This is a genomic window from Pseudomonas sp. 43NM1 (genome assembly GCF_002836905.1).
Classification (GTDB): Bacteria; Pseudomonadota; Gammaproteobacteria; order Pseudomonadales; family Pseudomonadaceae; genus Aquipseudomonas; species Aquipseudomonas prosekii.
Genome location: NZ_MKGS01000026.1, coordinates 1 through 12,770, shown reverse-complemented (window position 1 = coordinate 12,770; position 12,770 = coordinate 1). Strand labels below are relative to the sequence as shown.

Here is a 12,770-nt window from a genome sequence, read left to right as displayed (position 1 = left end):
GGCGGGCGGGCGATTGCGATTATCGGGCGACGGTTCGATAATCGCCCAATCTCGTCGTCGGCGACTTGTGTTGCTGGCAAGGAGCCGCTTGTAATAGCCATCGCTCCGTGTAGGAAAAAGGACCTGATATGAACGATCAACTGCGCAACTCCTTCGCCTCAGTGGCGCCGCCGATCGTCGCTTCGCCGGCCAAGCGCATTCAAGCCATGACCGGCGACCCGGATTTCATGACCTCGCTGGCCCGTGGCCTGGCGGTGGTGCAGGCCTTTCAGGAGCGCAAGCGTCACCTGACCATCGCGCAGATCAGCCATCGCACGGAAATTCCCCGCGCCGCCGTGCGACGTTGCCTACACACCCTGATCAAACTCGGCTACGCCACCACGGACGGGCGGACCTATTCGCTGCTGCCCAAAGTCTTGACGCTGGGCCATGCCTACGTGTCCTCGACGCCGCTGGCGGTGTCGGCGCAACCGTATCTGGATCGCATGAGCGAACAACTGCACGAGGCTTGCAACATGGCCACGCTGGAGGGCGATGACATTCTGTACATCGCGCGCTCGGCGACCACGCAACGGCTGATTTCGGTGGATTTGTCGGTCGGCGGCCGCTTGCCGGCCTATTGCACGTCGATGGGCCGCATCCTGTTGGCCGCGCTCGACGACACAACCCTGGGCGAGTACCTCGACCACGCGGAATTTCAGGCGAAAACCAGCCGCACGCTGCACACACCGCAAGCGCTGCTCGAATGCCTGCAAGAAGTGCGGCAGCAGGGCTGGTGCATCGTCGATCAGGAACTGGAGCAAGGCCTGCGCTCGATTGCCGTGCCGGTGTATGACGCCTCGGGCCAGGTGGTCGCGGCGCTCAACGTCAGCACTCACGCCGGGCGCGTCAGCCGCAATGAACTGGAGCAGCGTTTCCTCCCCGGACTGCTCAGCGCCAGCCGCGACCTCAGCGCCCAGCTGTTTGCCTGACAATCAACCTGACTAAGCTGTTCGATAAACGCACAGAGTTGCGTTTATCGAATTGACGCTGTTTCCCTCCGATCATTAATGTCGCGGCAGCGTCATCCGGCGCCGTTGGCCCTCGGCCAGAGCACCGGACGACGACCCCAATAATAATGAGAAGAGGCCACGCGCTCCCGGCGTGGAACAAAAATAATGAACCAGCCTCAATCCACTGTCGGCAACTGCCTCGACGTGCAGTCCTTCATCAATGCCCAACCCATTTCGCGTTACCAGTGGCGAGTGGTGATCCTGTGTTTCCTGATCGTTTTCCTCGATGGCCTCGACACCGCGGCGATGGGTTTCATTGCGCCCGCGCTGTCTCAGGATTGGGGCATCGACCGCGCCAGCCTCGGCCCGGTGATGAGTGCCGCGCTGATCGGCATGGTCTTCGGCGCACTCGGCTCCGGGCCGCTGGCTGACCGCTTCGGGCGCAAAATTGTGCTGGTGGGCGCGGTGTTTCTGTTCGGCATCTTCAGTCTGGCCTCGGCGTACAGCTCCAACGTCGACCAATTGCTGGTGCTGCGTTTTCTCACCGGTCTCGGCCTCGGCGCCGGGATGCCGAACGCCACCACGCTGCTGTCGGAATACACCCCGGAGCGCAAAAAGTCGCTGCTGGTGACCAGCATGTTCTGCGGTTTCAACCTCGGCATGGCCGGCGGCGGGTTTATTTCAGCGAGCCTGATCCCGGCGTATGGCTGGCACAGCCTGTTGCTGATCGGTGGGATTCTGCCGCTGATCCTTGCAGTGGTTTTGCTGTTCTGGCTGCCGGAATCGGCGCGTTACCTTGTAGTCCGAAACCGCGGCACCGACAAAGTGCGCAAAACCCTGGCGCCGATCGACCCGAAAACCGTCGCTCAGGCGTCAAGCTTCAGCGTCCCGGAACAGCAAACCGTCAAGGCGCGCAACGTCTTCGCGGTGATTTTCTCCGGGACCTACAGCGCCGGCACTTTGCTGCTGTGGCTGACCTACTTCATGGGGCTGGTGATCGTTTGCCTGCTGACCAGTTGGCTGCCGACGCTGATGCGTGACAGCGGCGCGAGCATGGAGCAAGCCGCGTTTATCGGCGCGCTGTTCCAGTTCGGCGGCGTGTTGAGCGCAGTCGGTGTGGGGTGGGCGATGGACCGGTTTAATCCGCACAAGGTCATCGGCACTTTCTACTTGCTGGCGGGGGTGTTTGCCTACGCGGTTGGGCAGAGCCTGGGGCACATCACGCTGCTGGCAACCTTGGTGCTGGTGGCCGGGATGTGCGTGAACGGCGCGCAATCGGCGATGCCGTCGCTGGCGGCGCGGTTTTACCCGACGCAGGGCAGGGCGACCGGCGTGTCGTGGATGCTCGGGATCGGCCGTTTCGGCGCGATCCTCGGCGCGTGGATGGGCGCGACGTTGCTGGGCCTCGGCTGGAACTTCGAACAAGTGCTGACGGCGCTGGTGATTCCGGCGGCGTTGGCGACTACGGCGGTGGTGATCAAAGGCATCGTCAGCCATGCGGATGCGACCTGATTCCGTGAATCTTCATTGACCGTGCGGGCCTCTTCGCGGGCAAGCCTCGCTCCTACAGGGTTCGAATGCATTCCCGTAGGAGCGAGCGGTGCGACGATTCGACTTGCCCGCGAAGCTTTTAAAGGTCGATAGCCCAACAACAATCTGTTCGATAAACGAACACTCAGTCGATTATCGGATTGTTTGGCCATTTTCCGCGGCTTACTCTGCAGTGACTTCGGCGCTGAACCTCGCGCCTTTTTCTTTCACTGCGGTTCATAACAAAACGGGAGCCTGCCCCATGGCTGAAATCATTTCGCTGCACGACGCGGTGAAGCAGTTCGTCAACGACGGCGATACCGTCGCGCTCGAAGGCTTCACTCACCTGATTCCTACGGCGGCGGGTCATGAAATCATTCGCCAGGGCAAGAAAGATCTGACGCTGGTGCGCATGACGCCCGACCTGATCTACGACCAATTGATCGGTGCCGGGTGTGCGCGCAAGTTGATTTTCTCCTGGGGCGGCAACCCTGGCGTCGGTTCGCTGCACCGTTTGCGTGATGCCGTCGAGAAGCAGTGGCCGCATCCGCTGGAAATCGAAGAACACAGCCACGCCGACCTGGCGAATGCCTACGTCGCCGGCGCTTCCGGCCTACCGTTCGCGGTGCTGCGGGCCTACGCCGGTTCCGACCTGCCGAAGGTCAACCCGCTGATCAAAACCGTGACCTGCCCATTCACCGGCGAAGTATTGGCCGCCGTGCCCTCGGTGCGCCCGGACATCACCGTGATCCACGCGCAGAAGGCTGACCGCAAGGGCAACGTGCTGCTGTGGGGCATTCTTGGCGTGCAGAAAGAAGCCGCACTGGCTGCCAAGCGCTGCATCGTCACCGTCGAAGAAATCGTCGACGACCTGAATGCACCGATGAACTCCTGCGTGTTGCCAACCTGGGCCTTGAGCGCGGTTTGCCATGTGCCCGGCGGCGCGCACCCGTCCTACGCCCACGGTTACAACGAGCGCGACAACCGCTTCTATCAGGCCTGGGACCCGATTGCCCGCGACCGCGAAACCTTCACCGCGTGGATCAACGAATACATCCACGGCTGCGCTGACTTCAGCGAGTTCCAGGCCAAGCTGGCCGCTGCTTCGGAGGCCAAGTAATGACTTACACCACCAACGAAATGATGACCGTGGCCGCCGCGCGCCGCTTGAAAAACGGTTCGGTGTGCTTCGTCGGGATCGGCCTGCCGTCGAAAGCGGCCAATCTGGCGCGGCTGACCTCGTCGCCGGATGTCGTGCTGATCTACGAGTCGGGGCCGATTGGCGCCAAGCCGAGCGTGTTGCCGCTGTCGATTGGCGACGGTGAACTGGCGGAAACCGCTGACACTGTAGTCCCGACCGGTGAGATTTTTCGCTATTGGCTGCAGGGCGGACGCATCGACGTCGGTTTTCTCGGCGCAGCGCAGGTCGATCGCTTCGGCAACATCAACACCACCGTCGTCGGCGATTATCACCAGCCGAAAGTCCGTCTGCCGGGTGCCGGTGGCGCGCCGGAAATCGCCGGTTCGGCGAAAAGCGTGTTGATCATCCTCAAGCAGTCGGCGCGTTCGTTCGTCGACAAACTCGACTTCATCACCTCGGTCGGCCACGGCGAGGGCGGTGATTCGCGCAAACGTCTGGGCCTGCCGGGCGCCGGGCCGGTCGGCATCATTACCGACCTGTGCATCATGGAACCGGAAGCCGACACCCATGAATTCGTGGTTACCGCGCTGCATCCGGGCGTGACCCGCGAGCAAGTGGTGGCGGCCACTGGTTGGGCGATTCGGTTTGCCGATCACGTGGAAAACACTGCCGAGCCCACCGACATTGAACTCAAAGCACTCAGGGATCTGGAAGCCCGTACCGCTGCCGCCCACGGCCAAGCCCCAGGAGAAGCGTGATGCGTGATGTGTATATCTGCGACGCGATTCGCACCCCCATCGGCCGTTTCGGCGGTGGTTTGTCGGCGGTCCGCGCCGACGACCTGGCCGCCGTGCCGATCAAGGCATTGATGACGCGCAACCCGTCGGTGGACTGGAGCGCGGTGGACGAGGTGTTCCTCGGTTGCGCCAACCAGGCCGGCGAAGACAACCGCAACGTCGCGCGCATGGCGTTGTTGCTGGCGGGGCTGCCGGAAAGCATTCCCGGCGTCACGCTCAATCGCCTCTGCGCCTCGGGCATGGACGCGATCGGCACGGCATTCCGCGCGATTGCCAGCGGCGAAATGGAGCTGGCGATCGCCGGCGGCGTCGAGTCGATGTCCCGCGCACCGTTCGTCATGGGCAAGGCTGACTCGGCGTTCTCGCGCAACATGAAACTTGAAGACACCACCATCGGCTGGCGGTTTATCAACCCGTTGATGAAAGCCCAGTACGGCGTCGATGCAATGCCGCAAACCGCCGACAACGTCGCCGACGACTATCAAGTGTCGCGCGAGGATCAGGACGCTTTTGCCCTGCGCAGTCAGCAACGCACCGCCGCCGCGCAGGCCGCCGGGTTCTTCGCCGAAGAAATCGTCGAAGTGCGGATTGCCCACAAGAAGGGCGAAACCGTGGTCACGCAGGACGAACATCCGCGCGCCGACACCACGCTGGCCACCCTGGCCAAACTGAAACCGGTCAACGGTGCCGACAAAACCGTCACTGCCGGCAACGCGTCGGGCGTTAATGACGGCGCCGCAGCGTTGATTCTCGCGTCTGCCGAAGCGGTGAAAAAACACGGTTTGACCGCCCGCGCCAAAGTCCTCGGCATGGCCAGCGCCGGTGTCGCGCCACGCGTCATGGGCATCGGCCCGGTGCCGGCGGTGCGCAAGCTGACCGAACGTCTGGGCTTGGCGGTCAGCGATTTCGACGTCATCGAGCTCAACGAAGCGTTCGCCAGCCAAGGCTTGGCGGTGTTGCGCGAATTGGGCCTGGCGGACGACGCGGCTCAGGTCAACCCGAACGGTGGCGCGATTGCCTTGGGCCATCCGCTGGGCATGAGCGGCGCGCGGCTGGTATTGACCGCATTGCACCAACTGGAAAAAACCGGCGGCCGCAAAGGTCTGGCAACCATGTGCGTCGGCGTTGGCCAAGGTCTGGCACTGGCGATCGAACGCGTCTGACCGCCGCCGACTACATAAGAACAGAGGAAAAGCGAAATGACTGACAAGCCTGGTTACCGTCGCCCGAAAGAAGGCACCCAGCCGGAGTACTTGCACCCGACTTATCAATCGACCAACTTGCGCTCGCCGTCGAAGCCGTTGGTATTTTTGCCGCATTCACTGTCGGAAATCACCGGCCCGACCATCGGCGCCGAACGCATCAACGAGCACGACCACGACCTGACCGCGCAGCACAGCGGCGAACCGTTGGGCGAGCGCATCATTATCCACGGCCGTGTGCTGGATGAAGACGGTCTGCCAGTGCCGGGGATTCTCGTGGAGATCTGGCAGGCCAACGCCGCCGGTCGCTACAACCACGCCCGCGACCTGCACGACGCGCCGCTGGACCCGAACTTCAGCGGCACCGGGCGCACCGTGACCGACGCCGATGGCTGGTATCAATTCCAGACCATCAAGCCCGGCGCCTATCCGTGGGGCAACCACCACAACGCCTGGCGCCCGGCGCACATTCACTTTTCGCTGTTTGGCCCGAGCATCCTCACGCGGCTGGTCACGCAAATGTATTTCCCCGGCGACCCGCTGCTGGCCTATGACCCGATCTACAACTGCGTGCCCGATACCAGCGCCAAAGAGCGCCTGATCGCCAGTTTCGACCTGGAAAAAACCATCCCTTCCTATGCCCTCGGTTATCGCTGGGACATCGTTTTGCGCGGCCGCGAAGCCACGCCGATGGAGAAATAACATGACGCTGAACGCGACCACGTCCCACACCGTCGGGCCGTACTACCACATCGGCCTGACCTGGCTGAACCGCGAAGACCTGACCGTCGAACAGACCCTGGGCCAGCGCGTGGCGATCACCGGGCAAGTGGTTGATGGCAACGGCGATGTCGTCAACGACGCGATGCTCGAAGTCTGGCAGGCCAACGCCGCCGGCAAATACGATCATGCCGAAGACGATCAGGACAAACCGCTGGACCCCAACTTCGAAGGCTTCGGCCGCGTGCCGGTCGATGCACAAGGGCGCTTTCGTTTCACCACGATCAAACCGGGCACCGTGCAGGGCTTGAACGGCACGACGCAGGCACCGCACTTGGTGGTGCTGGTGTTCGCGCGCGGGTTGGTCAAGCACTTGCTGACGCGGATCTACTTTGACGGCGAACCGGCGAATGTCGCCGATCCGTTGCTCGAATGCGTGCCGGCGGAGCGTCGCAGCACGATGCTGGCCAAGGCTGATGCGTCGGGCGTTTACCAGTGGAACGTGATCCTGCAAGGCACCGATGCGGAAACGGTGTTCTTCGACTATTGAGTGAACACACAACACATGTGGCGAGGGGGCTTGCCCCCGTTGGGTGGCGAAGCGACCCCAAAACCGGGCACCGCGAATCTGCAGCTTCAACGCGTGCACCGGTTTTACGACTGCTTCGCAGCCGGACGGGGGCAAGCCCCCTCGCCACAGGGATCGCCTTGCCGACGTGACTGCGGAACGGGACTGTTGCAAAGTGTGTCTAGACTCTCACTGTCCCCATTGAGTGAAAAACAATGACAACGACTGCCGCTTCAACTGAGCACTACACCGGCGAAGAGCGCAAAAAGCGCATCTTCGCGATTGTCGGCGCCTCGTCCGGCAACCTGGTGGAGTGGTTCGACTTCTACGTCTACGCGTTCTGCGCGATCTATTTCGCCCCGGCATTTTTCCCCTCCGACAACCCCACGGTGCAGTTGGTCAACACCGCTGGCGTGTTCGCGGCCGGGTTCCTGATGCGTCCCATCGGCGGCTGGATTTTCGGTCGCGTGGCGGACAAGCACGGGCGCAAGAAATCGATGCTGATTTCGATTCTGATGATGTGCTTCGGCTCGTTGCTGATCGCGTGTCTGCCGACCTACAAGGACATCGGCGTCTGGGCGCCGATCATGTTGCTGTTCGCGCGTCTGCTGCAGGGCTTGTCGGTGGGCGGCGAGTACGGCACCACCGCGACCTACATGAGCGAAGTGGCGCTCAAGGGCCAGCGCGGCTTTTTCGCCTCGTTCCAATACGTGACGCTGATCGGCGGACAACTGCTGGCGGTGTCGCTGGTGGTGGTCCTGCAACAATTTCTCACCGAGGACGACCTGCGCGCCTACGGCTGGCGGATTCCGTTTGTGGTCGGCGCGGTGGCAGCGTTGATTTCACTGTTCCTGCGGCGTTCGTTGAAAGAAACCACCAGCAAGGAAATGCGCGAAAACAAGGACGCCGGCAGCATCATGGCGCTGTTCCGCGACCACAAAGCGGCGTTCATCACCGTGCTCGGCTACACCGCTGGCGGTTCGCTGATTTTCTACACCTTCACCACGTACATGCAGAAATACCTGGTGAACACCGCCGGCATGCACGCCAAAACCGCCAGTTACATCATGACCGGCGCGCTGTTCCTTTATATGTGCATGCAGCCGTTGTTCGGCATGCTCGCGGACAAGATCGGCCGGCGTAACTCGATGCTCTGGTTCGGCGCCCTCGGCACGCTGTGCACCGTGCCGATCCTGCTCAGCCTGAAAAGCGTCAGCAGCCCGTTCCTGGCATTTGTGCTGATCACCGTGGCGCTGGCAATTGTCAGTTTCTACACCTCGATCAGCGGTCTGGTGAAAGCCGAAATGTTCCCGCCGGAAGTGCGCGCACTCGGCGTCGGCCTAGCGTACGCGGTGGCCAACGCGATCTTCGGCGGCTCGGCGGAATACGTCGCGCTGAGCCTCAAGGCTGCGGGCATGGAAAACTCCTTCTACTGGTATGTCACGGTGATGATGGCGGTGGCGTTCCTGTTCAGTCTGCGTTTGCCGAAACAGGCGAAATACCTGCACCACGACCTTTGATCTTCACGCGTGGGCCACAGCGGCCCACGCCTCCAGGGATTGTTTATGACTGAGCGAGCGAACAATCAATTGTTCGATGCCTATTTCACTGCCCGCGATATGCGCGAAGTGTTCTGCGATCAGGGCCGCGTGCAAGCCATGCTCGATTTCGAAGCCGCGCTGGCGCGGGCCGAAGCGCGGGTCGGGTTGATTCCGCAAACGGCCGTCGCGCCTATCGAAGCGGCATGTCAGGCCGGGTTGTACGATTTTTCCGCGCTCGGCGAGGCGATCGCCACGGCGGGCAATTCGGCGATTCCGCTGGTCAAGGCGTTGGGCAAACAGATCGCCGGCAACCACGCCGAAGCCGAGCGTTACGTGCATTTGGGCGCGACCAGTCAGGACGTGATGGACTCCGGCCTGGTCCTGCAATTGCGCAAAGCGCTGGAGCTGATCGAAAGCGATCTGGCGCAACTCGGGGCAATCCTCGCGGCTCAGGCTAAACGCTACGCCGCCACGCCGCTGGCCGGACGCACCTGGCTGCAACACGCGACGCCGGTGACGCTGGGGATGAAGATCGCCGGTTGGCTTGGCGCCGTGACTCGTAGTCGTCAGCGTCTGCAAGAACTCAAACCACGCTTGCTGGTGCTGCAATTTGGTGGCGCGTCCGGGACGCTCGCGGCGCTCGGCGATCAGGCGTTGCCGATTGCCCAAGCCTTGGCCGAGGAGCTGCAATTGGCACTGCCGGAACAGCCTTGGCACACCCAGCGCGATCGGCTGGTGGAGTTTGGCGCAGTGCTCGGTTTGATCGCCGGCAGCCTCGGCAAATTTGGTCGCGACATCAGTCTGTTGATGCAGACCGAGGCGGGCGAGGCGTTCGAGCCGGCGGCGCCGGGCAAGGGCGGTTCGTCGACCATGCCGCATAAACGCAATCCGGTCGGCGCGGCGGTGTTGATCGGCGCGGCGACGCGGGTGCCGGGTCTGCTGTCGACGCTTTTTAGCGCGATGCCGCAGGAACACGAGCGCAGCCTCGGTTTGTGGCACGCCGAATGGGAGACCCTGCCGGAGATTTGCTGCCTGGTGTCGGGCAGCCTGAAGCAGGCGCTGTTGGTCGCCGAAGGGCTGGAAGTGGACGCCGAGCGCATGGCGCGCAACCTCGATTTGACTCAGGGGCTGGTGCTCGCAGAAGCGGTGAGCATCGTCCTCGCGCAAAAGGTTGGCCGCGACACTGCGCACCATTTGCTTGAGCAGTGCTGCAAACGCGCGGTCGCCGAACATCGGCATCTGCGCGCGGTGCTCGGCGATGAGCCGCAAGTGACGGCGCAGTTGTCCGACGCGGAACTGGATCGACTGCTGGACCCCGCGCATTACCTCGGCCAGGCGCAAACCTGGGTCGAGCGTGCGCTGGCTGACCATTTTGCTTTGACTGCCTGAAGGAGATTGCTGTGGCTTTCGTACAACTCGCCGAGGGCGAACTGCACTATCAGATTGACGGGGCTCAGATTGAAGGGGCTCGGATTGACGGGCCGGGCGAAGCGCCAGTGCTGGTTTTGTCCAACTCGCTGGGCACTGATCTGCACATGTGGGACGCGCAAATGCCAGCGTTCACCGAGCACTTTCGGGTGCTGCGTTTTGACACGCGCGGTCACGGCAAATCGCTGGTAACGCCGGGCCCGTACAGCATTGAGCAACTGGGCCGCGACGTGTTGGCGCTGCTGGATTCGCTGCACATCGAGCGCGCGCATTTCTGTGGTTTGTCGATGGGCGGGTTGATCGGGCAGTGGCTCGGGATCAATGCCGGGCAGCGTCTCGACAAGTTGATCGTGTGCAATACCGCAGCGAAGATCGGCGATCCGTCGGTGTGGAATCCACGGATTGAAACGGTGCTGCGTGACGGTTCGGCGGCGATGGTTGCCTTGCGGGATGCGTCGATTGCACGGTGGTTTACCGCGGATTTTGCTGAATCGAATCCTGCTGAGGCGAAGAAGATTACCGACATGCTCGCGGCGACCTCGCCAGAGGGTTATGCGGCCAATTGCGCAGCGGTGCGTGATGCCGATTTTCGCGAACAATTGGCCGCGATCAAGGTGCCGCTGCTGGTGATCGCCGGGACTGAAGATGCGGTGACGCCGCCGGCCGGTGGGCACTTTATCCAACAGCACGTGCAGGGCGCCGAGTACGCCGAATTCTACGCCGCGCATCTGTCCAACGTTCAGGCCGGCGCTGCGTTCAGCGAGCGGGTATTGGCGTTTTTGACCCAGCATTGAGGGGATGGTTGTGGACGAGAAACAACGTTACGACGAAGGTTTGCAGGTACGCCGCGCCGTGCTCGGCGATGCGCATGTCGATCGCAGTTTGAATGCGCTGACCGAGTTCAACTCGGAATTCCAGGAAATGATCACCCGCCACGCCTGGGGCGACATCTGGACCCGCCCGGGCCTGCCGCGCCATACCCGCAGCCTGATCACCATCGCCATGCTCATCGGCATGAACCGCAACGAAGAACTCAAACTGCACCTGCGCGCCGCCGCCAACAACGGCGTGACCCGTGGCGAGATCAAAGAAGTGATCATGCAGAGCGCCATCTACTGCGGCATCCCCGCGGCCAACGCCACCTTCCACCTCGCGGAATCAGTGTGGGATGAATTGGGCGTTGAATCGCGGGAGTGAATCCCGAGATGTGCGGTGCCTGAACCGACGCCATCGCGAGCAAGCTCGCTCCCACAGTTTTGATTGGGTCTGAACACCCGACGCCCCCTGTAGGAGTGAGCCTGCTCGCGATAGCGGTGTGTCATTGAGCAATGATGTTGAATGTGACGACCCCTTCGCGGGCAAGCCTCGCTCCTACAGTTTTGAACGGTTAGCGCAGGGCATTTCCTGTAGGAGCGAGGCTTGCCCGCGAAGGCATTTTCAGCCTTACAGCAAGCTGATCGGGTAGCTGACGATCAGGCGGTTCTCGTCGAACTCGTTGTTGCTGAAGTCGCGGCGCATGGTCGAGTTGCGCCATTTCACGTTGAGGTCTTTGAGCGTGCCGCTTTGTACGGTGTAGGCCAGTTCGCTCTCGCGGCCCCATTCCTTGCCATCGGTGATGGTGCCGGTGTGCACATTGCTGCCGCTGATGTAGCGGTTCATCACGGTCAGGCCGGGGATGCCGAGGGCGACGAAGTTGTAGTCGTGGCGCAGTTGCCAAGAGCGCTCCTGGGCGTTGTCGTAGCTGGCGTTGTAACTGTCGTTGGCGAGGGTGCCGCCGCTGGTACCGTTGACGCGCATCCAGGCGCTGTCGCCGCTGAGTTTTTGCAGGCCGACATAGAACGTGTGACCGCCATACCTCGCGGAAAACAGCCCCGACCACGTCTTGTTGTCCAACTCGCCGGCCCGCGCGCTGCCGTCATCCTTGCCGTAAAAGAACCCGAGATTGGCGCCGAGCGTCCAGTCGCCGACAGGCTGCGCGTGGATCAGGTTCACATATTGCTGGGTGTAGATGTCCTTGAGTTCAGCGTTCCACAGACCCACCTGTGTGCGCTTGTCGTTGAAGCTGTATTCGCCGCCCTGGAAGTTGAAACGGTCGGAGGTGATCGCCGTTCTGCCGACCATCGACATGTCGGTCATGCTGCTGTCGTCACGTGGACTGTTGGCGCGGAACTGGCCGCCGTAGAGCGTCAAACCATCGATTTCCTTCGAGGTGATCTGACCGCCACGGAACGTTTGCGGCAGCGAGCGCCCGTCGTCCGAACGCAGGATCGGCAGCACCGGCATCCATTCGCCGACTTTCACTTCGGTCTGCGATAACCGGGCCTTGAACGCGACGTTGGTGCGGCCAAAATTGTCCGCCGGACGACCGTCGCGATCCAGCGGCAACAGCTGCGTGCCGCCGGTGCCTTTGCCGCCATCGAGCTTCACCGAATACAGCCCCAGCACGTCCATGCCAAAACCGAGCGTGCCTTGGGTGAAACCGGATTTGGCGTCGAGGATGAAGTTCTGCGTCCACTCCTCAGCCTTGCCCTGGGTCTTGGTCGGGTTGGTGAAGTTGCGGTTGATGTAGAAATTGCGCAGGTTCAGGTTGACCTTGGCGTCGTCGATAAAACCCGATTCTTCAGCAGCGGCGCAGATGACGGGCAATGCGCTGCCGGCCAGTGCAACGGCGATCAGGCTGGGAAACAGGTACGGCGCAGGAGAAGGCTTCATGGGCTCGGGGTCTCTCTGATTATTAGGGATGCAACGGCACGCTGCCGCCACCAGAAGGTGCAGACACAAGTGTTTGGGCGGAGGACAAAACGAGCGGGATCAGCCGGACAGGGCAGGGCGCGGGGGCATGGTGTCGAAC

At 62.2% G+C, this 12,770-nt stretch carries 12 protein-coding genes; 11 read left to right on the top strand and 1 reads right to left on the bottom strand.

Annotation, left to right across the window (positions count from 1 at the left end; all coding sequences use genetic code 11):
• Positions 1-128: 128 nt before the first annotated feature.
• The 11 genes from pcaR to pcaC all read left to right on the top strand — a co-directional run bounded on the left by pcaR (position 129) and on the right by pcaC (position 11,116).
• A complete protein-coding gene (pcaR, locus tag BI292_RS04985; protein ID WP_092272080.1) occupies positions 129-971 on the top strand; it encodes a pca regulon transcriptional regulator PcaR in 843 nt (280 codons plus the stop codon).
• A 186-nt stretch (positions 972-1,157) separates the two neighbouring features.
• On the top strand, positions 1,158-2,504 hold the full coding sequence (locus BI292_RS04980; RefSeq protein WP_101207182.1) for an MFS transporter: 1,347 nt from the start codon (positions 1,158-1,160) through the stop codon (positions 2,502-2,504).
• A gap of 280 nt (positions 2,505-2,784) precedes the next feature.
• A complete protein-coding gene (locus BI292_RS04975) occupies positions 2,785-3,642 on the top strand; it encodes a CoA transferase subunit A (RefSeq protein ID WP_092272074.1) in 858 nt (285 codons plus the stop codon).
• Positions 3,642-4,421 carry a CoA-transferase subunit beta gene (locus BI292_RS04970; RefSeq protein ID WP_101207181.1) on the top strand — a complete coding sequence of 260 codons (780 nt, stop codon included), beginning with the start codon at positions 3,642-3,644 and terminating at the stop codon, positions 4,419-4,421. The genes BI292_RS04975 and BI292_RS04970 overlap by 1 nt, the downstream gene beginning before the upstream one ends.
• Positions 4,418-5,623 carry a 3-oxoadipyl-CoA thiolase gene (gene pcaF / locus BI292_RS04965; protein ID WP_178076529.1) on the top strand — a complete coding sequence of 402 codons (1,206 nt, stop codon included), beginning with the start codon at positions 4,418-4,420 and terminating at the stop codon, positions 5,621-5,623. The genes BI292_RS04970 and pcaF overlap by 4 nt, the downstream gene beginning before the upstream one ends.
• A gap of 36 nt (positions 5,624-5,659) precedes the next feature.
• Entirely contained in the window at positions 5,660-6,364 is a 705-nt protein-coding gene (gene pcaH, locus BI292_RS04960; protein ID WP_092272066.1) for a protocatechuate 3,4-dioxygenase subunit beta, read from the top strand.
• 1 nt (position 6,365) lies between these two features.
• The gene (gene pcaG / locus BI292_RS04955) at positions 6,366-6,932 is read left to right on the top strand and encodes a protocatechuate 3,4-dioxygenase subunit alpha (protein WP_092272063.1); all 567 of its coding nucleotides are present in this window, start codon (positions 6,366-6,368) and stop codon (positions 6,930-6,932) included.
• 233 nt (positions 6,933-7,165) lie between these two features.
• Entirely contained in the window at positions 7,166-8,470 is a 1,305-nt protein-coding gene (locus BI292_RS04945) for an MFS family transporter (protein ID WP_092272060.1), read from the top strand.
• A 45-nt stretch (positions 8,471-8,515) separates the two neighbouring features.
• Positions 8,516-9,880 (top strand): 3-carboxy-cis,cis-muconate cycloisomerase, encoded by a 1,365-nt coding sequence (locus tag BI292_RS04940; protein WP_101207179.1) that lies wholly within the window; start codon positions 8,516-8,518, stop codon positions 9,878-9,880.
• Between the two features lie 11 nt (positions 9,881-9,891).
• Positions 9,892-10,713, top strand: coding sequence for a 3-oxoadipate enol-lactonase (pcaD, locus tag BI292_RS04935; RefSeq protein WP_101207178.1), 822 nt, complete (start codon positions 9,892-9,894; stop codon positions 10,711-10,713).
• 10 nt (positions 10,714-10,723) lie between these two features.
• Positions 10,724-11,116: a 4-carboxymuconolactone decarboxylase gene (pcaC, locus tag BI292_RS04930; RefSeq protein ID WP_101207183.1), complete on the top strand. Its 393-nt coding sequence runs from the start codon at positions 10,724-10,726 to the stop codon at positions 11,114-11,116.
• Between the two features lie 246 nt (positions 11,117-11,362).
• On the opposite strand, the gene BI292_RS04925 is transcribed toward pcaC, so the two are convergent.
• Complete coding sequence (locus tag BI292_RS04925) at positions 11,363-12,631, bottom strand: OprD family porin (protein ID WP_101207177.1); 1,269 nt, start codon at positions 12,629-12,631, stop codon at positions 11,363-11,365.
• Positions 12,632-12,770: the final 139 nt, after the last annotated feature.

Coding starts and splice junctions, on each gene's coding strand:
- pcaR (WP_092272080.1), top strand. CDS start 129: ATGAACGATCAACTGCGCAACTCCTTCGCCTCAGTGGCGCCGCCGATC.
- BI292_RS04980 (WP_101207182.1), top strand. CDS start 1,158: ATGAACCAGCCTCAATCCACTGTCGGCAACTGCCTCGACGTGCAGTCC.
- BI292_RS04975 (WP_092272074.1), top strand. CDS start 2,785: ATGGCTGAAATCATTTCGCTGCACGACGCGGTGAAGCAGTTCGTCAAC.
- BI292_RS04970 (WP_101207181.1), top strand. CDS start 3,642: ATGACTTACACCACCAACGAAATGATGACCGTGGCCGCCGCGCGCCGC.
- pcaH (WP_092272066.1), top strand. CDS start 5,660: ATGACTGACAAGCCTGGTTACCGTCGCCCGAAAGAAGGCACCCAGCCG.
- pcaG (WP_092272063.1), top strand. CDS start 6,366: ATGACGCTGAACGCGACCACGTCCCACACCGTCGGGCCGTACTACCAC.
- BI292_RS04945 (WP_092272060.1), top strand. CDS start 7,166: ATGACAACGACTGCCGCTTCAACTGAGCACTACACCGGCGAAGAGCGC.
- BI292_RS04940 (WP_101207179.1), top strand. CDS start 8,516: ATGACTGAGCGAGCGAACAATCAATTGTTCGATGCCTATTTCACTGCC.
- BI292_RS04925 (WP_101207177.1), bottom strand. CDS start 12,631: ATGAAGCCTTCTCCTGCGCCGTACCTGTTTCCCAGCCTGATCGCCGTT.